The sequence below is a fragment of the Geobacter sp. OR-1 genome (genome assembly GCF_000813145.1).
GTDB lineage: Bacteria > Desulfobacterota > Desulfuromonadia > Geobacterales > DSM-12255 > Geoanaerobacter.
Genome location: NZ_BAZF01000021.1, coordinates 18,718 through 38,825 on the forward strand (window position 1 = coordinate 18,718; position 20,108 = coordinate 38,825).

Below are 20,108 nucleotides of genomic sequence, written 5' to 3' on the forward strand. Positions count from 1 at the left end.
TGGACTGTGTGCCAATTATTAAGTTCAGCATCCCATCAACAAGGAGAAAGGTTTCAATGAATTTTATTAACAGAGTGGTGTTGCTGTTTTTTTCTATTGTTGCTTTGGCTGGATGCGTCCATGTACCTCCGCAAAATGCTGTCTCTTCTCCGGCTGATGAAGTCCAAGCAGCTTTATCCGAAGCAGACATTCCTGGAGATCAGTTGCTTGTTGTAATTGGAGAAGGAAACAACACCTCTCGCGTGCAAACGTATGCACTTGAGCGTGTAAATGGAAAATGGACCTCACGGTTTACACCGATACCATCAATAATAGGGAGAAATGGTTTTGCCCCGTCAGGAGAGAAGCGAGAGGGCGACGGCCGAACGCCTTCAGGCTTGTACCCTCTTGAATCCGTATTTGGGTATGCGCCGGCTGTTATTACCAAAATGCCGTATCGCCAGGCCACGGAAGACGATATCTGGGTAGATGATGTGAATGCTCCCGACTACAACACCTGGGTGAAACGTTCCGAATCCAAAGCCACTTCTTTTGAAGATATGAAACTCCCCACCCACGTTTATCGTCATGGGATTGTGGTCGGTTATAACAGGAACCCGATTGTCAAAGGTTTTGGAAGTGCCATCTTCGTTCATGTCTGGCGGGAAGAAGGAAAGACCTCGGGAGGATGTATATCGTTCGACGAAGACCAGCTCGTTAAGCTTATTGGCTGGCTTGACCCTGCCCGAAAGCCCATGATCCTGATGGGTAACCGAAGTGACTTTGCATCCATGCATAAGCTGGAAAAGCTCGCTACGGCGGCACGACTGGCACCGCCTGACGCTCTTGAACAGCAGGTAAGAGCAAAGCTTGACGGAGTGAACGAACGGATTGTCGAGTCATATTCACCAGATGGTTTTTTCGGAATGGCTGTTGCCGTTCCACCTTCTGTGTCAGCCTCGATGAAGGAAAAGAAGAGCTGGCGTGAGGGGTGTCCGATTCAGATCTCAGACCTCAGTTACCTTGTTCTTACTCATTGGGGTTTTGACGGAGTCCCAAAAGTCGGCGAATTGGTCGTCCATAAGAAGCTAGCGTTGCCGGTCATTAAGGCATTTTCCGATCTTTATTCACAAAAATTCCCCATTGAGCGCATGGATTTAATCGAAGCGTATGATGCCGATGACGATCGCTCAATGGCAGCAAATAATACGTCCGCATTCAACTGCAGAGATGTCCCTGGCCGGCCGGGAGTTTGGTCGAATCACAGTTATGGCGGCGCCATAGATATTAACCCGGTTCAGAACCCATATATATTTGTGAAAAGTGACTCCCTAAACAAATTGGGTTGGGATGGAAAAGAGGAAATATCGCTGTTCATTCGTCATTCGGGATTCGATACTTCTTCTCCTGTGGTTGACTTCTGTAAAGCCCATCCGACTGAATGCAATGTATTACCACCCGCAGCTTGTTTAAACGTAAAGAGAGATTTGGATGCGGCGGGCCTCATCAAGACCGACAGCACAACGGTCAAAGCTTTCACAAACCGTGGCTTCGATTGGGGTGGAAAATGGAAAAATGATCCCGATTACCAGCATTTCGACTTTGACAGGGATATTCTTACTGGCAAGAAAAAATAAGGAGACACAATGCTAACACGAGTGTTGGCCATGCTGCTTGGATGCCTACTGGCCAGCTCTGGGATAACTGCCGCTGCGACCAGCAAGATCCTGCCTGAAAGCGACCCGAAATACCGGATTGTGAACGCGGTTTTTGAGCGACTCGCCCGGGTTGGTAACCGGGTACCGCCGCGCCTCCATATCCTTAAGGCCGATAACTGGGACAAGCCGATGAAGTCATCATTCGGACCTGACCCGACGTCCCGCATCAGAGTCAGTGAGGAAGGGAAATTTGTCGTTATCGACGAGGAGTTGATCGACATCCTCTCCAAACTTGGATCGCCACAGGCTCGGGATAACGCCCTGGCCTTCCTGCTTGGCCACGAGTTTGCCCATTATGCGGCATGGCAATCCGGCAGCTTTATCAGCAATATGAAAAAGAAGGAAGACCGGCAACAGAGCGAACAACTGGCAGACCGGCTCGGCTGCTGGTATGCGGTGGAGGCCGGATACGATCCGTTTCCCGTGGCAGAACAGTCAATCCGCGCCATTTATGACCATTATTACCCCGGCAAGAAGGTGATCAGCGATTATCTTGCCCTTGTGGAGCGCATCGCCATTGTCAATCGGGTTCGAGATGAACTGGCGGCCAAGGTTCCATTCTTCACTGCCGCCATGTTACTGCTGAGCATTGACCGTCCAGAGGAGGCAGCCCGTCTCTTTGAACACCTGGCCCGTGATTTCCAGAGCCGCGAAATCCTCAACAACGCCGGGGTTGCCTACGCCCTGGCCGCTGTGGCCATTCCCCCCCGGTCAAAATATTTCTACCCTTTCGAATTGGATGTCTCCTTTCGTTACCCGTCCAGCAGCCGGAATATGTATCCTGACGGAGAAGTCCGCAGAAATGCTCTACTGACGAAAGCGGCCGGTCTGTTTGACCGGGCGATACAGCTTGACCCCGGTTATGCCACGGCGCACCTGAATCGGGGGTGTGTGGCTGAGCTGCTCGTGAGTAAAAACAAACTTGAATACCACCTGAACGAAGCAGCCGATCTGGCAAAACAGTCTGGAAACAATCAACTGCTCGCACGGATAGCGATCATACGAGGGATAACGCTGGCAAGAAGCGGTAGACCGACTGAGGCTGCCGCTGCTTTCAGTGATGCCAGAACGAGTGCCGAGTCGATGGCGATTACCAACCTGCTGGCTATTGGTGCCACCCCCGAACTTCCTCCACCGGCATATATTCCGGATGAACCGGCAATAGAATCTATCGGCGGCATTCCGCTGTCCCGTTTGCGCGATCCGAACCTGATTCCCGCAGTCGGGGCACTTCAAATGGGTGATGAATACGATACGCCCGCTGTTAAAATTTATCGTAAATCAGCCACGACCTGGGAGGGAGTCCGCCTGCAGATAGGTTCTCTAGTGGTCACTACAGTAGCAACACCTGAGCGGTATGCCGGCACCAGCGCCCGTGGGATCAGCATTGGTGATGACCGCAGTAAACTTGATGCAACCTACGGCCGTGCCGACCGGATAATTTCTACCAGTCAGGGGAGCATCAATATTTACTCCCAGGATAACCTCATAGCACGAATCAGTCCCGACAACAGGATTCAGGGCTGGCTCATCTACGTTCAAACTACGAAATAGCCACCAAAGGGATGGTGCAATGAAGCTGTTTTTCTTGTTTGCCGCATTGGTATTACCGTTCAAACGCAAAGCGGAAGTTGTGTTGCCGGAGGCAACTTCTGCCGCGCTGGTAACGCCAGAACTGCTGACCAGGCTTAGGCGCTATTGTGTTATTGCAGTCGGGGCCCAGGGTGGCGAAAGATCCCGTGGCAATGACCTACCGGGAGAATTCACTGCTGATGGTGGCAATCGGATGGATCCGGAAGAGTTGTACAATGCCGTGTTCTTCAAGATAACCGACGACAATTGCCGGGAGCTTCGCGCTGTCTCCAGTGGCACACCGACCAATGACTGGCTGAAGAAAATAGTCCGCACCACGGCCATTGACCTGCTCCGTCAGGAGCGTGGCCGCATTGATTGGGATAAGCTGGGGAAAGATGCCCGTCTGATCTGCAGGCTGGTGATTACCTACGGCTATCCAGCCGATGAGGCACGGGAGCTTCTCCAAGCTCACTACGGTATCGATAGCTCCCTGTCTGAAATCGACAGAATTGTCGAAGCGGTTCGCGGCAAGGCCCGGTTGAAGGCCGATCCGGAAGGGGGAATCGACGTGCGGCAGATGATCGACGAGGAGACTGGCATGACCGAGCAGATTTTTATCGATAACCGTCACGACCCGGAACAGTTGGTTGCCAGCCATCAGGAGACTGTCACCAGAGACAACACCCTCCAGTTGTTCCTGACAAGACTGAAGCCGGATGATCGGCTGTTGATATCACTTAATTTTGGACTGGATGGCCAGGAGCTGACCTTGAAGGAGATTTCCGGCATCATGGCCAGCACCGAGACCGCCTTGCAGAAGCGTAAACTGCGTATTATCGAAGAGTTCAGGGGCTGGCTCGGTAAGCAGCGTCTTTCTCTTGACGAACTGATCTGCCACACGTCTGCCCGGAGTACAACATGAGGCGCCACGATCACAAACTGGAGGAATTGCGCATTGCCAGGTTACTGGCCGAAGGGGTGCAGAAACTGCCGCCGAACACTCCCTGCCTGACCGATGAAGAGCTGGACGCCCTGGCAGCAGGAGCCCTGCAGGGTGAGCGACGTGAGCAGGCTGTTTCCCATGTTGCCAGCTGCGACCTGTGCCGACAGGCGCTTATCATCACCACTCGGCTGGCGGCAGCTGATTCTTGCCAGGAACCGGTGCAACTGCATCAGAAAAAACAATCATACCTGGTGCCGCTGGCTCTGGCAGCTACTGTGCTGTTAGCCATAGGCATCTATAATTTTGTGCCGAAGCGCGGTGATCTCCCTCTGCCGGTTGTTCCTGGAAGCACACCTCAGCAAAGTCAAATAGCATGTAAAGAACCGCCTGCACAACCATCCGCTACCGGCAATGCACCTGTAAAGCAAACCAAACCACCGGCGCTCCTGGCGTTTGCCAATACACTGGTTATTCCCAAAAAAGGTTCACAACTGGAACTTCCAGTACCTTCAGCCAATCAGGCCGGATTTGCGTCTACAGGAAGAGATGAAGCGAACAGGTTTCACCTTGGGTTTTCTACGATTGCGTTGTATGTGGCATGCAAAAGCGAGGATTCTGACAGTATTCGTAAATCTGCCGCCAGCCTTGACGAGAGAATCCAGCAACTCGAAACCGCACACCCAGAATTGACGGAATTACACCTAAAGGCTATGAAGCTGGCATCCACCCCATCAAGTCTCTCTGTCTGTACAGATCTCTTGGAGCAAACGGCTGCCTGCATGGAAAAGCTGTCGCCTAACGACATCTATCTCCTGTTGGGAGCATGGACGGCATCTGTACGTGTGGCTGCTCAGCAGCAAAATGCTGCACAGCTGCACCACCCTTATCTAAATGAAGTGGCGAATAAAGTGGGCAAACTGGAAGCACCTCGCGGAGTTGCACAGAAAATTACTGAGATTTTGAAGATTATTGACGGGCCTGTCGATGAGAAATCCTACCGCCGTATGGATGAACTTGCGGATGACATTCAGAGAAGGTTTTGATCCAATCCGAATATCCATAATCGACTGCCAAATTTAGTTCAAACTCTGTGCTGTCCAAGACAAACCGGAACTGAAATGCCGGAGTTTAAATATCAATAAGTTAGACGGATAAATCGCTTTTTGTAAATTCAGGTTGTCATTTTTCGATGCTGTCCAGTTACCGGAAAGCCAGCATCAGCTGCTCATCTCCGGGAATCATGGCCGGCACCTCGAAAGGGTTGTCCAGCCAGAGCCATAAGTCCCTGTAGGTGAACAGGTTGTATCTGAGCATTGCCACCAGGTTTGATAGTGACCAGTTCATGCTCGATTTGAACCGTAGAAACTTCAACAGCAGAATTGCTGTATCAGTCTGGTACTTTTATTTTTATCTGTCATTATCGCCCCATCAAATTACCAGGGGAGGGGCGTATGACACCAGCGGAAGGGACTAGCTTGAAGGTTGCCATCGGGGATCTTAAAGAGGATTTTGGTGCTCAGTCGAATGCATTATTCGCCGTTTGGGGGGTATTGGAGAAGAAGGCAAAGGCATACCATGATGACGAACTGTGCGGCCTCGCTGAAATTGTCAACTTGATGTCAGGGCGTATCTCTGACCTCTGCCGGAAACATATTGAAGAGCTTCAGTTTCTTCTCGACCAGAGCCCCGAAAATATCGAAACCCTGGAACTGCTTCACGTCATACAAGGAGACCGCGCATGAAGGTCATAGTGAAGGAGCTTGTCGATCAGGGCGCGGCACTGGTGGCTGTCCAGGCCGCATTGAAAGAGGCAGCACACCGGTACAACGACGAGACGCTTCATGGGCTTGCTGCTATTGCCGGCAATGTCTCAGAGCGGATCAGCGACATGGCAGATAGGGTGCAGAGGTTTGGCGGGCAATAGGGCAAAAAGCAGCAATAGCCGTTGATATGCTTCCGTTGCTGGCTGAAGAGGCGAAGGAGAGACAGCGGAAGGCTGGACAAGATTATGCTGGCAACCTCAAAAATCAAGAACACCGGGTTGGCATCAAAAGAGGCGAAGCTCTTGAGAAAAGGGTTGGCATTGGAACTACGTCAGACACTCCCAGTATTGCTATCGTGAATGGCACAGCTAGTCACGAAACCAACCCATAAAAGTGTAAATCCTGAAAATTTAAAAGTCAAACCTATCAAGAAAACCGGGTTCCAGCCATGGGATTCTCGGTTTTTTTGTCTGGAAGGCGTTGCAATAACACCGAATTTTCGGTATCATTTCCCTGACGTTATGTGCTGACTTTCGGAAAGGCCCTCCGATTCGCCAGCCTCACCTTCGGGTGTGTTGCGAGGAACATGATGGATATGTACGGTCGCCCCTCCAGTGCATGACACGAATAAAGCCTTTCTCTGTACGACTGGAAAACCGGTTGCCAGCGGGGTTGCTAGAAATGGCATCATGCCCCATGGAGGAACTACCGCCCTCCACAGAGACATTTAGAATCATCAGCATGTGTGAAGGCGTTCTTCTTATCCACTGCTGAAGAGCCCGAGCGGGACGCCCCGTGGTCGGGCCTTAATTTTTCCCTTTCAGAATCCCTCTTTACCCCACCTACCACTTACACGATTCAAATAAACGGCGAACGGAACCCCGGCGCTCTGCCTGTTGCTTATTTTGGTAAATGATCGCGGCTAAATCTGCTTTGGTCATGTCAGGCTCTCCTTGATGAAGAGAAACATTGCTTTAATTTGAAACGAGAGGGAAAGGGGGATGGTGAAATAAAAATTCCTAGCAAGGCAACAAGAGGTTGCACCAGAGGTTGCATGAAGAAAAAAGAAAGAAAAGGGACTTACAGCCGTTGCCGTAAGTCCCTGAATTTTATGGTCGGGGCGAGAAGATTCGAACTTCCGACCCCCTGCTCCCGAAGCAGGTGCGCTACCAGGCTGCGCTACGCCCCGACTGAACCACCTTTCTAGCTTTTCAGATGAATTTTGTCAAGGAGAAAGACGAAAGAAGTGGATGGAGAGGGCCGGAGAGCGTACCTCCCCTGGTGACGATTGTCCTATCCCGGTACCAATAGAAGGTTCGTCGTTTCTTGATCTTATCCCGTCTTTTGAATCCAGAATTGATACATGCCTGTGAATGTGGTCGGATTTTCGTTCTCGAAAATTTGCCAATTACCAAGATTGGTGGCAGCATGATCTTTAGGAAAACGCTGCAGATAATCATGAAGGACATTTTGCCCGATATCAAACCCAAGAAATGCCAGATTGTTATCGCGAAGAAACGTTTCTATGCCGGTCAGTGTCATGAGATGTTCTTGTGCATGGAAAAGCAAATCTCGACAATTACTGGTTGTAAAAAAATCTGGTGATTTCAATAGGGGTTCGAAATCTGAGCTGTTATTCAAATTCATCAGATCCTGCCGGAATCTGCGAATTTCATCGGCGGTCGTGCCGTAATTCTGCTCAGCGATTACAGATCGTATCTGAACGATGCTACGGCGCGCCACTTCACTATATAGGCCAATTTTCATGAATCCGCCAGGTCGAAGAAGAGTCAAGAGCACTTGCCATCCGCCCCAAGGGTTCGCAAGGTGGTGCAGCACCCCTGAAGACTCGATGATATCGAAACTCCGCTCAAGTGAGCCCAACTCCATCAAATCGGCTTGAGCGTATTCAATAGAGGTCAAGCCAAGCTCCAGCGTCTTCCGCTTGGCGTAACAAAGACTATTGATGCTAAGATCAATTGCGAGTACTTTCGCCCCCGGGAATCGCTGTGCCGATTCAATAGAATGCTGGCCCGTGCCACACCCGGCAATCAGGACGTCAACGCTGTCGCAATCTCCATAATGCTTGAAAGAGGTCAATGGAAACTTGCGGCGAAAGTATACATCGATATTCATTGGCTTCTCTGCTGGCGCCAATTTGACCCAGCGAGGATAAGGGTTTTCTTCGTATTGATTCTGAACCAGCAGGGTCACTTTATCTTGAATATCGGTCAACCGGGGAATGTCAGCCTGTAATTGCATCTCTTTCGATGGCTCAATGAGTTGCTGTTCCAGGATGGCGGTGACTTCTTTGGGCCATTGGCTTTCCAGAAGCCTGTTAGCCGGCGCGAGAGATCCGAGAGGAAAGTAGGCCGCTACTGCGACTACCCAAAGAATTGGAATCTGGGTTTTTGTTTCCAGCGCTGCAACCAGCACACCTTGCAAATACCGGGCTTTTTGCATTTCATCATCGGTGCCGGAAAACACGTATTCATTGATGAAGCACTGGCGCGCTAAGGCAGCGTAGAAACTTAACGCAGAATCAACCATATATTCAGAAGCAGTTATCCCGGAAGCAATTTCCAGTAAGGCACACCTCGCCATAGTTAGAAAGCGCTCCATCTCAATGTCGCAAATTGGCGCCGAATCAAGCAGGGCGCATAACAGCTGATCATCCGCAACTGTAGCGAATCCGTCTGTCCCGAACAGCTCTTGCGCTGACAAACGATGCGGCCAGGCGTTTGCAGCGCGTTCTATGCACGTCATTTCCGGGTCTTTTTTTACGATATCGATGCAGGCATTTTCTAATTCGCTCGGACGGCCCCAAGGCTCGGTTAAAGCACGAAACATGATTGCCCGAAGCTCATTGTTGTATTGCGTGAAACTGACGTGCTGGAGACATTTGAAAAAGATGTTTTTGGTTTCCCGTGTTTCTTTGATTTGCAATGATTGTTTGATGAAGTTCAAGGCCATTACCGACTCGCCTTGATCATTTAGCAGCATGGCAAGATTGTTAAGTGCTTCGGGAAGGTTAGGTTGGAGTTGAAGAGCGCGAATAAAACAGTTTAGTGCAGTTTCGTGCTTCCCTTGTTTCTTGTGGATAATGCCCAGGTTTACCTTTATATAAGGGGAGCTGGGCATTATTTTCTCGGCTTTCTGCAGGTACTGTTTTCCTTCTCCGAGCTTTCCGATTTCTGAATAGAGCGTGCCGAGCAGGTAATTGGCATCAAGGTGCTTAGGGTCTTTGCTGAGGACCATCTTGTACAGTTTTATCGCCTCTTCGTAATTATTCGCGTTATGATTTGCCAGTGCATTGTTGAAAATCTCATCAATCCGCACATTAACTCTCCTGTATGGGGGATTTAATTTTTTAACTAAATATCCAATGCCTGACTGACAAGTCAAGCATTCTAATAGCAATTTTTGTGAAGAAGAGTCAGTGGCAGCTCAGTTGGGGAGCAAAGGAGGGCTGGAAGAAGGGAATTTGGCATCCCCAAGGTCAAAAAGAACCAGCCCGTCTTTTCTGAATAAAGTTTTTACTCGTGCCTCTGTTGAGAGACGGTTGAAAAGTGGGCCGAATGTTTCCTTGAAAGCAATGTAGTTGAACAGGACATATCTTGCCCCGAATCTTTCTCGTATGATGTCGACCGTATCGGCAGGAGCTTCTCGGGAAACACGATACCATATTCTGTAAAGCGCCGGATCTTTCAAATAAAAAAACGTTGGATCGAGCGCCACAATGAAACGCCTGCCCGGAAGAGTCAGCATAAACGTTCCCGTACATTGCCAGTCGGGGGTAAAAATTTGCACTTCCGGGGGCACGAGCTGCCGTAATGCATTGCCAACGTTGGCCGGCATGTCATCCGCTCTTCGCGACAGCCTGATAATTTCATCGCGCCCAAACATAATTGTGTAGACAAGGGTAACGATCAGGGTCGAATGGGTGAAATATTTGAAGGACAGATGCTGCGAAGCAAATGCCAGCGAAACTGCAGCAAACGGGACAAAGTATTCGATAAAGCGGATAGTCCGCGCAGTAAGGATACAAAACACGATAGAGCCAAGTATAAAGGCAATCTGAACAATGCTTCTGGGCCGTTTGTACAAGGCGACGGCAATGCTGATGACCGTCGCAAGCACCAGCGGGAGGAGATGGGCGATCCATGCATCGTAGGTGGGCGGGGAAAACTCCCTCCCAAGGTCAAACCCCTGCTTCATCTGCCATGAGTTTTTCAGAACCGACATCTGAGCCCAGTTAAGATGCAACAGATTCATCGTATTGGGGTGGAGTCCGGCACCAATAATAATCCCGGCTGCAACTGCTGCAATAGGTTCCCAGCGAAACCGTTCCTTCCCAATTATCCGCGCGGTCGTGGCAACAATAAGGATCAATAGTGGAATCTGCCAAAATGCCACATACGCCCAAGGGTAGATGATGGATATTATCGTAATGGTCCAAAGCCTGCATCGTACAACGGCCCAGAGCAGCAGCAGGGCAAGAGTGATTGAAAGCAGGTGAGGTCTTACAAGTGCTATCCGATAGACATAGAATCCCGATGCTGTCAGTGGCAAAAGCGCCCAAATCCCGGCATAACGGACCCCTTCTCGTTGAAGGATCAGGTATATCGCCAGGAGCACACCGGTCCCGCCGACCGTCCCGACTATTCGAGAAGCAGTCACGTAATCCAGTCCGGAAAGAGGTGCAAAGAGCAGATGGAACAGCAACTCTTTGTCCGCATACCGGTCGGACATTATACTGAATGTAGTCCATGGAAAAGAATGAAGCAGTCCGAATTTGCGGATCAGGCCACCGACTGCGGCATGGTATGCAGTATCAGTGTCGTAGGGATATGAAGAGTAAAGCTGGATACAGCCGATAACGCACAGATAAACCAGCGTCCAGACTAAAATCGAAATATAATTTATGCCAGTTGGGATCGGAGCAGGTGAGGTGGAGTGATTGGGTTTGAGCATGACAAGACTTCTATCAGCTCCAAGATTGGTCGTCAACAGTAGTTTCTCCGCTATGTTCTCTGTGCGGAAACTACCCGGTTGCGGCCTTCCCGTTTTGCGACGTAAAGTGCCGAGTCGGCCGCTTTGATCAGACTCTCTACTGAATCTATGTCTTCGAATGGGAACGAGGCTACACCAAGACTGATCGATACGCCGAGGTTTGACAGCTCCCCTTCGAATCTCAGCTTTTCGATCCGGGCGCGTAATCTCTCGGCCACCAGGATTGCCCCTTCGTGAGGGGTGTCGGGAAGTATCAGGACAAACTCTTCACCTCCGTACCTTGCCACCAGGTCGTAACCGCGCAGTCTAGATCTGGTCAATTCCGCAATCGCAACCAGAACCGTATCTCCGGCCTGATGGCCGAATTCGTCGTTAACCAGCTTGAAATGGTCGATGTCGAACATGGCGATGGAAAGCTGGGAGCCCTTTCTGTCGCATCTCTGCAGTTCCCGCTCCAGAATTTCGACCATGGAGCGCCTGTTGTGAAACTGAGTCAAGGGATCGCGGGTGGTAAGTTCGGTCAGTATTTTGTTCGATTGCCTGAGATCGTCCTGCTGATGTTTGAGTTTTAACTGAACTTTTACCCGGGCAACAAGCTCTTCGTTGTCGAACGGCTTGGTCAGATAGTCGGATGCGCCATGCTCCAGTCCTTTGATCTTGAATTTTTTTTCATCTCTTGACGTCAGCATGATAATCGGGATGTCTTTGAGCCCATCCTGCGTGCCAACCAGCTCTAAAAATTTTATGCCATCCATATTCGGCATTATCAGATCACAAATAATCAGGTCAACCGGCTCGTTTACGAGAGCTTTAAACCCCTCAATGCCATCGTGAGCCATCAATATCTTGTCAAACAGGTTGCTTGGTTCCAGGATCGATCTGATTTTGCTGAGTTCGGTCGAAGAGTCATCGATAATTAGAGCACTTGATGACATATCATTTCCTTTTAAAGAGTATGGATAAAACCGTTACTTTGTCGATTTGATATTGCCAGAGAGCATACGGATGTCAAGATGGAGAAGCTTTACCGGAGGATTGTCTGGCTTGAGGATGCTTGAACTGGGCCTAAACAAGGACAAAAATATTGTCATCAAGGTATGTAAGTGGTAATGATTGTTCGGCTGAACAAAGAGAATCATTGATATGGCAATCAGAGATTTGAGGGATTTTCTCCGCCGCATCGAAGAGCTTGGGGAACTGCATCGGGTGACAGTCGAGGTTGACCCCATTCTCGAGATGGCTGCTATCAGCGCCAGGGTCAGTAAGATCGACTCTGGCGGGCCGGCCTTGCTTTTCAGCAGGGTTAAAGGGTCGGGGTTTGGTGCCGCTGCCAACCTCTTCGGCTCGAAAAAGCGGATGGCAGCGGCTTTGAGTCTGGCAAAACTGGGTCAGCTTTCGGAAATTATTGGGCGGCTGATCGAAGGGGTGCCGGGCAGGACCGCGGCCGAAAAACTCAGCTCTCTTTCCAGTGGTAGCTCTGCCAGCAGGTTCCGGCCGCAGATACAACAGAATGCTCCCTGCCAAGAGCTGAGGATTGAGCCGCCGGACCTCACATTGCTGCCGATACCGAAATGCTGGCCCAGTGACGGTGAACCGGCACATGAAGGCCGGTTCCTGACCCTGCCACTGGTCATAACCCGCGACCCGGCAGACGCCACTCAAAACTGCGGCATGTACCGGGCAGCGGTTCTCGGGCCGGACCGGCTGGCAATCCACTGGTCGCCTGAAAGCGGCGGTGCGCTCCACGCAGAGGCGTGGCGGTTGGATGGCCGGCCGATGCCGGTAGCGATTGCACTCGGCGGCCCGCCTGCTCTTGCTTTTGCCGCCATGCTGCCATTGCCGGAAGGGGTTGACGAGTTCACCTTTGCCGGTTTGCTCCTGGGTGAACCGGTAGCTGCCGTAAAATGTCCGGCCAGCGACTTGCTTGTCCCGGCTGGTGCGGAGCTGGTGATAGAAGGGTTCATCGAGCCGGGGGAGAGTGCCGCAGATGGCGCCTTTGGCAATCATACGGGATACTATAACCCTTCAGGGTTCTATCCGCTGGTAAGGGTCACAGCCATAACCCATCGCCGGGAGATGATCCTGCCGTTCACTGTTGTCGGCCGGCCGCCGATGGAGGACTGCATGCTCGCCGAGGCGGCCTGCAGGCTGCTGCTGCCGCTGCTGCAGCAGGACCTTCCTGCGATCCGCGCCTTACACAGGCCGATTGCCGGAACATTCCACGGGGCAACGGTCCTGGCCGTGGACAAGGCCGCAGCCGGCGGCAGAGAAACTTTGCTGCAGCAGATCCGGGGGATTAAGTGGCTTGCGGAGGCGCGGTTGCTGGTGCTGGTGGACGAAGACCAGGACCCTGTCGATGTCGGAGGTGTTTACTGGCGGATGCTGAACAATACGGTCTGGCAGGACGACCTGATTATCGACGGAAAACGGCTGACGGTCGATGCGACCCGCAAACCCGGCGATTCCAGGGTGGCCCTGCAAGGAGACCCGGATACCGAGTGTCTGGTGACAATGCGATGGCAGGAGTATGGCTTTAATGACGGCAGATGAGACAAGCCGCGGCCTTTTTACGCGGTTAAAGATATTTTTGGAGATGATCAAGTTCTCCCATACGGTGTTTGCCCTGCCGTTTGCCCTTACCGGGGCACTTCTGGCGGCGCGGGGAATTCCGTCGTTGGCCCAGCTGTTCTGGATTGTCATGGCAATGGTTGGTGCAAGAACTGCCGCCATGGGGCTGAACCGGGTGATAGATGCCGAAATCGACGCCAGAAACCCGCGTACCGCCGGACGCGCGATACCCGCCGGTCTGCTCGGCAAAGGGACTGTCGTCGCATTTATCCTTTTGTCCATATTGCTGCTGTTGTATGCGGCGGCACGGCTCAACCCGCTCTGCCTTAAGCTTGCTCCAGTGGCCCTGTTTTTCCTCGTGCTCTATTCGTACTGCAAGCGCTTTACCTCGATGGCACACGTTGTTCTCGGTCTCTGCCTCGGTGCTGCGCCGGTCGGGGCATGGGTTGCCATTCGCGGTACCATTGAACTGCCGGCACTGTTGCTGGGGCTGGCGGTGCTGTTCTGGGTTGCCGGTTTCGACATCCTGTATGCCTTGCAGGATCTGGAATTCGACCGGGGGGCAGGGCTCCATTCCATACCGGTAAGACTGGGGGTAAAAGGGTCACTCTACCTGGCGCGCCTGTTGTCGCTGCTCATGGTGGTGCTGCTGATCTGGCTTCTTGTCGAGCTGCATCTGGGGGTGTTTTTCCTTGCCGGGGTCGTCCTCTCCTCGCTACTGCTTCTATATGAGCACTGGCTGCTCAGAAACGGCAATTTGGCAAGGCTGGATTTGGCCTTTTTCACCATGAACGGCTACATCAGCATTATTATATTTATCGCCACTCTTTTGGAAATTTGCGTCAACAAGGCGGCACTATGAGCGGAAAAAGGATCATCGTCGCAATTACCGGCGCTTCAGGGGCAATTTACGGCCTGCTTCTTATCCGTGAGCTGCTCGCGGCAGGTCACAACCTGGAGGTCCTGATCAGCCGGGCAGGATTTGCAGTGCTGAAGGAAGAGCAGCGCCTGGACTGGTCTGGAAATGCGGATCTTGTGACCGTAAGGCTCAGGAGGCATTTTAATGTCGATGCCGAACGGCTCCGGTATTATGCTGACGACGACTTCCATGCTGCCATTGCCAGCGGTTCCGCAGCGCCTGACGCCATGGTTTTCGCCCCATGTTCAATGGGTACTGTGGCCAGGGTTAGTGCAGGGATATCGGGAAACCTCCTGGAGCGTGCCGCCGATGTCATGATCAAAGAGCGCCGTCCGTTGCTCATGGTCCCTCGCGAGACCCCGCTTTCCGTAATTCACCTGGAGAATATGCTGAGGCTGGCTCAGGCAGGGGTAAGGATCATCCCCGCCATGCCCGGATTTTACGGCAATCCGCAGACGGTCGATGATATGGTCGCTTTTGTTGTGGGAAAGGTGCTGGACGTCCTGGGGATTGAACATGATCTGTATGAAAGGTGGGGAGGGCGTTGAGCAGCCTGGAAACCGTACGGAAGAAGATTGCTGCCGCTGAGCGGATCACGGATGCAGACGCCCTGTCGCTCTTTGAAAGCCGTGATCTCCTGGCCGTGGGTGAACTGGCCGCAGTTGCCAATGCGCGGAAAAACGGCCGCAGGGTTTTTTTTAACGTCAACCGCCATATCAATCACACAAACATCTGCGTCAATCAGTGTAAGTTTTGCGCTTTTTCCAAAACTACCGACGAACCGGGGGCATACTGCTACGATCTGGACGAGATCCGCAACCGGGCTATTGAGGCGGCAGAGCAGGGGGCTACCGAGATCCATATCGTCGGTGGGCTCCATCCGGATCTACCCTTCGATTTTTATCTGGAGATGCTGAGGACTGTGCGGGGCGTCTCCCCAGCCCTGCATATCAAGGCCTTCACAGCAGTGGAGATCGATTACCTGGCGAAAATCTCCGGGCTGTCGATACCCGAAACCCTTGCCGAACTGAAGGAAGCGGGTTTAGGATCACTGCCGGGCGGCGGTGCCGAGATTTTCAGGCAGGAGATCCGGGACCGGCTCTGTCCGGAGAAGATTTCCGGGGAGCAATGGCTGAAGATCATGAGAGCTGTGCATTGTGCTGGGCTCAAATCCAATGCCACCATGCTGTATGGGCATGTGGAGTCGTATGCGGACCGGGTGGACCATATGCGGAGGCTGCGGGAGCTGCAGGACGAGACCGGAGGGTTTCAGGTCTTCATCCCGCTGGCGTTTCAGAAGGAGAACAATCCGCTCGGCCATCTGAAGAACCCGATGAGCGGCGGCGTTGATGATCTCATGACCCTGGCAATAGCGAGGCTGTACCTGGATAATTTTGCCAATATCAAGGCGTATTGGGTCATGCTGGGCGAAAAGATCGCCCAGACCTCCATCTGTTTCGGTGTGAACGACCTGGACGGCACCGTGGTGGAGGAGAAGATCGGCCACGACGCCGGGGCCGGTTCACCGCAATCGATGACAAAGGACGATATCGTCACCATGATCCGTAAGGCCGGCCGGATTCCGGTCGAGCGGGACACATTGTACAATGAATTGAGAGTTTACTGAGAGTAACGGCAATTTTGCGGGACAATGCCGCGGCATTTGCCCTGCTTGATCGGATCGATAGATGACGCTTTCAACCATCTTCATGTTTCTCGGGGCATCAATTGCTTTGACGGTTGCGCCTGGGCCGGACAATGTCTTCGTCGTGACCCAGGGAGTCAGCCGGGGCAGAAAGGCTGCCATAGTTACCGCGTGGGGAATGTGCAGCGGCCTGACGGTGCATACCGTGGCGGCTGCCGCAGGAATATCGGCGGTTTTCTACTCATCTGCCCTGGCGTTCCAGGCGGTAAAGTTTGCCGGCGCCGCCTATCTGCTCTATCTGGCTTGGCAGGCGCTAAGTGAGCACGGCCCGCTCAGGCTTTCCGAAGCAGGAGCAGGTTCGTGGGTGGCACTCTTTCGCCGCGGCTTTATCATGAATGTTCTGAACCCCAAGGTGGCGCTGTTTTTTCTCGCCTTTCTCCCGCAGTTCACCAGCCGCGAGGCCGGGAGTATCCCTGTGCAGATGCTTCTTCTCGGCGCAATATTCATGGTGCAGGCGCTGGTCATATTTACCGCCATCGGTTTCTGTTCCGGGAGCCTCGGCAACTGGATACTGAAGCGCCCTCAGGCCGGCCGGTGCTTTTCATGGCTTGCCGCGGCAATCTTTGCCTCCTTGGGGGTGAGACTCGCCTTTGTGCAAAGGTAGGAATATGAAGTCGATAGAGACAATGGTTGAGAAGATCGGGCAGGGATACCACCCCAATCGCGAGGATGCCTTGAAGCTGCTGATCGACGGTGACCTGTTGCAACTCGGGAAGCTCGCGGATTCGATCCGGAGGCGGAGACACCCGGAAAATCTTGTAACGTTCGTTGTGGACCGTAACATCAACTATACCAACATCTGCGAATCAAAATGCCGCTTCTGCGCCTTTTATCGGGACGAAGCAGCTCCGGATGCCTTTGTGCTGGCAGAAGAGGAGATATTCGAGAAGATCGAGGAACTGGTTGCTGTTGGTGGGACCCAGCTCTTGATGCAGGGCGGGCTCCATCCGGCACTCGGAATCGAGTGGTTCGAGAGACTTTTTCAGGCGATCAAGGCCAGATTCCCGCAAGTTCAGAACCACTCCCTGTCTCCTGCCGAAATTACCCAGATTGCCCAGGTTTCCAGGCTGACAGTCACGGAAGCGTTGCGCCGCCTGAAGGAGGCTGGGCTGGACTCGGTCCCCGGTGGTGGGGCGGAAATTCTGGTCGACCGGATTCGCCGGGAGATCTCGCCGAAAAAAATCGGCTGGGAGGGGTGGGCCGCCGTGATGCATGAAGCAGCTCGGCTGGGGATGCCTACCACCGCGACCATGATGTTTGGCAGCACCGAGAGCCCGGCTGATATCGTCGAACATATCTATCGGGTGCGCGAACTCCAGATGGACGGGGGGAGTTTTACCGCGTTCATCCCCTGGACCTATCAGTCCGGGAACACTGAACTCGGTGGCAAATCCGCTACCGGTGTCGAATATCTCAAGGTTCTGGCCTTGTCGCGCATAGTTTTGGACAATGTCCCCAATATTCAGGCAAGTTGGGTGACCCAGGGGGCGAAAATGGCCCAGGTGGCCTTGTTTTTCGGGGCCAACGACCTTGGGGGGACCATGCTGGAAGAGAATGTGGTTGCCGCTGCCGGGTGCCATTTCCGGATGAGCATGGCCGAGATGGTGGAGCTGATTCATGGCGCCGGGTTCCGTGCTGCTCAGCGGACAACCCTGTACAATATCGTGAAGGAGTATTGATGGGATTTGAATTTATTGCCACGTCTGCCGGGCTCGCTGCAGCGGTAAGGCGCCTTGAGGGGGAGCCGTTGCTGGCATGCGACATCGAGGCCGATTCCATGCACCATTACCGGGAAAAAGTCTGTCTGGTGCAGATATCTTCGCCGACTTCTTGTTATATCATTGACCCTCTGGCCTGTCGGGACCTGTCGGAACTGAAGCCGATTTTTGCCGATCATCTTACCTGCAAGATATTTCACGGGGCTGATTATGATGTGCGGTCTCTGTATCGCGATTTCGGCATTGAGATCAACAATCTGTTCGACACCATGATTGCGAGCCAGTTTCTCGGTGAAAACGAGTTCGGGCTTGCGGCAGTGTTGCGAAAGCGATTTGGTGCCGAACTGGACAAGAGGTTTCAGCAGGCTGACTGGAGCCGCCGGCCGATTTCACAGGAGATGCTGGATTACGCGATAAAGGATACCACCCTTTTGATTCCGCTCTATGAGCAGCTTTCCCGCGAACTGCTCGACATCGGTCGGCTCGAATGGGTTAAGGAAGAATGTGAACTGCTCTCCCACGTCAGAAGTGCTGAGCGCGGTGACGAGCCGTTGTTCTTGAGGTTCAAGGGGGCAGCGAAGATGTCTCCGGCAACGCTGGCGGTTCTGGAGAAGCTGCTCAGATTCAGGGAGATTGAGGCTGAGCGGCGGGACCTGCCGCTGTTCAAGGTCCTGGGAAACGAGTCCATCAAGGGATTGGCCGAGCGAAAGCCGGCTACGTTGGCGGAAATGGAAGGGATAGCCGGCTTGTCGCCCCGGCTGATTCAGCGATACTGCGAGCAGCTCATGAAGGCAATTCAGGAGGGGGTTGCCGTGCCGCCCGAACAGCTGCCGGCATATCCTTTTTCTCCCCGACGGAAGAGAACTGCTGCCCAGGATGAAAGACTAAAGAAGTTAAAATCGTGGCGTGAGGAAAAAGCGGTCAAGAGCGGTTTGGCCCCCGGGCTCATTGCCAACAATGCGTTGCTGGAAATACTTGCCGAGCGGCACAATAATGGTGACCAAAAGGCGCTAATGGACAATCTCAAGCAGTGGCAGATAAGTGCATTCGGCAGTGAGCTTGCGGCAGTATTGGGAGATTAGTCACTCCTATTTTTTCTTTTCATCCGGTTCACCGAACAGTGCATCGAACTCACTGCCGGTAAGTTGGGGGGATTTCTGGTCAACGTTGTTGGCAGTTCCCGACTGCTGCGGCTCCGGAAGATCCATTAAAAAACCCTCCAGATCGAACTCCCCGGCGGTGCCTGCCAGTTGCGGCTCTCCCTTTCCTGTGGTATCCCCCCCGTCCAGGTCACTGAATGGATCGAATGGAAATTCTGCATCAGCCAGAGCCTCACTGCTCCCCTCACTCCGGTCAAAAGCATCGGCAGGCTGATCAGCGACGTTGTCATCAAAGGCGAATTCGCCGAAAATGTTGTCCGCTGCATCCTGACTGGCTGGAACTTCAGCCGGCCCGGTTTCTTGAGGCAACACAGGCTGCTGCTCTGAGAGATCGAAAGCGAATTCGCCGAAAACGCCGGCCGACGAATCCTGGTCATCCGTTTGTTCTGTAGCGAAGGAAGGGATGCTTTCATCCGGCAGTGCGATCTCCTGCTGTTGTTCTGTGGGAAGATCCAACGAAAAGTCGCCGAAGGCATCGGTTGTTATATTCAGACTTGCCGCCTGCTCTTCAGGTTGAGGTGGTGGCGTGGGGGCCTGCTGCCGGTCCGGAAGATGTAACGAGAGTTCTTCCAGGAGGTCCTTTGTCGTAGCTCCCTGCTTTTCTGAAGTTTCCTCGGGAAGTTGTTCATCAAAGGAGAACGGGTCTGAGTTTTGCTGCGGCTCTTGGCCGGGCTCTTCTCCGAAGTTGATCTCGAAATCGTCGCTGCTTGGGCCATCTGAAGCGGGTGGAGTAGGCGGAGCGGGCGGAGATGTCGTGTCCCACTGGAAGATATCGTCCCCGCTGCTTGCGGGTACTTGCTGTTCAGCCTCGGCAGACAGGGTAGCCGAAGCTACCGCAGTTATTCCTGCCGGAAGCACCAGCGTTTTTATCCCGAGCGATTCCTTGAAGGTGGCGAGGGAATTGCCGCATTTTTTGCAGCTGTCCAGGTACTCGAAACTATTGTATCCGCATTTGGGGCACTTCATCGTTTCACTCCTTTGCGGCAGAAAGCTTTTCGCGACGTTGAATCCTGTCTGGGCGGATTCTCGGGCGTTACCCTACTTTTC

At 52.8% G+C, this 20,108-nt stretch carries 18 protein-coding genes and 1 tRNA gene; 13 read left to right on the forward strand and 6 right to left on the reverse strand.

Going from position 1 to position 20,108, the window contains the following annotated elements; all coding sequences use genetic code 11:
• Positions 1 to 56: 56 nt before the first annotated feature.
• Genes OR1_RS17080 through OR1_RS17095 form a run of 4 tightly spaced genes read left to right on the forward strand, consistent with a single transcriptional unit; the run spans position 57 to position 5,258 of the window.
• Complete coding sequence (locus OR1_RS17080; RefSeq protein ID WP_041973500.1) at positions 57 to 1,616, forward strand: M15 family metallopeptidase; 1,560 nt, start codon at positions 57 to 59, stop codon at positions 1,614 to 1,616.
• 9 nt (positions 1,617 to 1,625) lie between these two features.
• The gene (locus tag OR1_RS17085) at positions 1,626 to 3,251 is read left to right on the forward strand and encodes a hypothetical protein (RefSeq protein ID WP_152609949.1); all 1,626 of its coding nucleotides are present in this window, start codon (positions 1,626 to 1,628) and stop codon (positions 3,249 to 3,251) included.
• Positions 3,252 to 3,270: 19 nt separating this feature from the next.
• Complete coding sequence (locus OR1_RS17090; RefSeq protein WP_041973503.1) at positions 3,271 to 4,194, forward strand: hypothetical protein; 924 nt, start codon at positions 3,271 to 3,273, stop codon at positions 4,192 to 4,194.
• On the forward strand, positions 4,191 to 5,258 hold the full coding sequence (locus OR1_RS17095; protein WP_041973505.1) for a hypothetical protein: 1,068 nt from the start codon (positions 4,191 to 4,193) through the stop codon (positions 5,256 to 5,258). The genes OR1_RS17090 and OR1_RS17095 overlap by 4 nt, the downstream gene beginning before the upstream one ends.
• Before the next feature lie 157 nt (positions 5,259 to 5,415).
• Here OR1_RS17095 and OR1_RS22345 read toward each other — a convergent pair whose 3' ends face one another.
• Complete coding sequence (locus OR1_RS22345; RefSeq protein WP_160295275.1) at positions 5,416 to 5,559, reverse strand: hypothetical protein; 144 nt, start codon at positions 5,557 to 5,559, stop codon at positions 5,416 to 5,418.
• A 107-nt stretch (positions 5,560 to 5,666) separates the two neighbouring features.
• Here OR1_RS22345 and OR1_RS17100 point away from each other — a divergent pair, with 107 nt between their 5' ends.
• Positions 5,667 to 5,957 carry a hypothetical protein gene (locus OR1_RS17100; RefSeq protein ID WP_041973507.1) on the forward strand — a complete coding sequence of 97 codons (291 nt, stop codon included), beginning with the start codon at positions 5,667 to 5,669 and terminating at the stop codon, positions 5,955 to 5,957.
• The gene (locus tag OR1_RS17105; RefSeq protein ID WP_041973509.1) at positions 5,954 to 6,139 is read left to right on the forward strand and encodes a hypothetical protein; all 186 of its coding nucleotides are present in this window, start codon (positions 5,954 to 5,956) and stop codon (positions 6,137 to 6,139) included. Before OR1_RS17100 ends, OR1_RS17105 begins: the two co-directional genes overlap by 4 nt.
• 951 nt (positions 6,140 to 7,090) lie before the next feature.
• On the opposite strand, the gene OR1_RS17115 is transcribed toward OR1_RS17105, so the two are convergent.
• The 4 genes from OR1_RS17115 to OR1_RS17130 form a co-directional block, all read right to left on the reverse strand.
• Positions 7,091 to 7,167, reverse strand: a tRNA-Pro gene (locus OR1_RS17115).
• Between the two features lie 143 nt (positions 7,168 to 7,310).
• Positions 7,311 to 9,317: a bifunctional 2-polyprenyl-6-hydroxyphenol methylase/3-demethylubiquinol 3-O-methyltransferase UbiG gene (locus OR1_RS17120; RefSeq protein ID WP_052440583.1), complete on the reverse strand. Its 2,007-nt coding sequence runs from the start codon at positions 9,315 to 9,317 to the stop codon at positions 7,311 to 7,313.
• A gap of 108 nt (positions 9,318 to 9,425) precedes the next feature.
• Complete coding sequence (locus OR1_RS17125) at positions 9,426 to 10,952, reverse strand: hypothetical protein (RefSeq protein WP_041973513.1); 1,527 nt, start codon at positions 10,950 to 10,952, stop codon at positions 9,426 to 9,428.
• Between the two features lie 50 nt (positions 10,953 to 11,002).
• The gene (locus OR1_RS17130; RefSeq protein WP_041973515.1) at positions 11,003 to 11,926 is read right to left on the reverse strand and encodes a diguanylate cyclase; all 924 of its coding nucleotides are present in this window, start codon (positions 11,924 to 11,926) and stop codon (positions 11,003 to 11,005) included.
• Between the two features lie 208 nt (positions 11,927 to 12,134).
• On the opposite strand from OR1_RS17130, the gene OR1_RS21770 reads away from it, so the two are divergent.
• The 7 genes from OR1_RS21770 (at position 12,135) to OR1_RS17165 (ending at position 18,983) form a co-directional block, all read left to right on the forward strand.
• A complete protein-coding gene (locus OR1_RS21770) occupies positions 12,135 to 13,541 on the forward strand; it encodes a UbiD family decarboxylase (RefSeq protein ID WP_041973517.1) in 1,407 nt (468 codons plus the stop codon).
• The gene (locus OR1_RS17140; RefSeq protein WP_082003014.1) at positions 13,528 to 14,421 is read left to right on the forward strand and encodes a UbiA-like polyprenyltransferase; all 894 of its coding nucleotides are present in this window, start codon (positions 13,528 to 13,530) and stop codon (positions 14,419 to 14,421) included. Before OR1_RS21770 ends, OR1_RS17140 begins: the two co-directional genes overlap by 14 nt.
• The gene (locus OR1_RS17145; protein ID WP_041973519.1) at positions 14,418 to 15,026 is read left to right on the forward strand and encodes a flavin prenyltransferase UbiX; all 609 of its coding nucleotides are present in this window, start codon (positions 14,418 to 14,420) and stop codon (positions 15,024 to 15,026) included. The genes OR1_RS17140 and OR1_RS17145 overlap by 4 nt, the downstream gene beginning before the upstream one ends.
• Positions 15,023 to 16,105 (forward strand): aminofutalosine synthase MqnE, encoded by a 1,083-nt coding sequence (mqnE, locus tag OR1_RS17150; protein ID WP_041973521.1) that lies wholly within the window; start codon positions 15,023 to 15,025, stop codon positions 16,103 to 16,105. Before OR1_RS17145 ends, mqnE begins: the two co-directional genes overlap by 4 nt.
• 61 nt (positions 16,106 to 16,166) lie before the next feature.
• The gene (locus OR1_RS17155) at positions 16,167 to 16,787 is read left to right on the forward strand and encodes a LysE family translocator (protein WP_041973523.1); all 621 of its coding nucleotides are present in this window, start codon (positions 16,167 to 16,169) and stop codon (positions 16,785 to 16,787) included.
• Positions 16,788 to 16,791: 4 nt separating this feature from the next.
• A complete protein-coding gene (gene mqnC, locus OR1_RS17160; protein ID WP_237754339.1) occupies positions 16,792 to 17,862 on the forward strand; it encodes a cyclic dehypoxanthinyl futalosine synthase in 1,071 nt (356 codons plus the stop codon).
• The gene (locus OR1_RS17165) at positions 17,862 to 18,983 is read left to right on the forward strand and encodes an HRDC domain-containing protein (RefSeq protein ID WP_041973525.1); all 1,122 of its coding nucleotides are present in this window, start codon (positions 17,862 to 17,864) and stop codon (positions 18,981 to 18,983) included. The genes mqnC and OR1_RS17165 overlap by 1 nt, the downstream gene beginning before the upstream one ends.
• 6 nt (positions 18,984 to 18,989) lie before the next feature.
• Here OR1_RS17165 and OR1_RS21095 read toward each other — a convergent pair whose 3' ends face one another.
• Positions 18,990 to 20,027 (reverse strand): hypothetical protein, encoded by a 1,038-nt coding sequence (locus tag OR1_RS21095; protein ID WP_052440589.1) that lies wholly within the window; start codon positions 20,025 to 20,027, stop codon positions 18,990 to 18,992.
• Between the last annotated feature and the right edge of the window lie 81 nt (positions 20,028 to 20,108).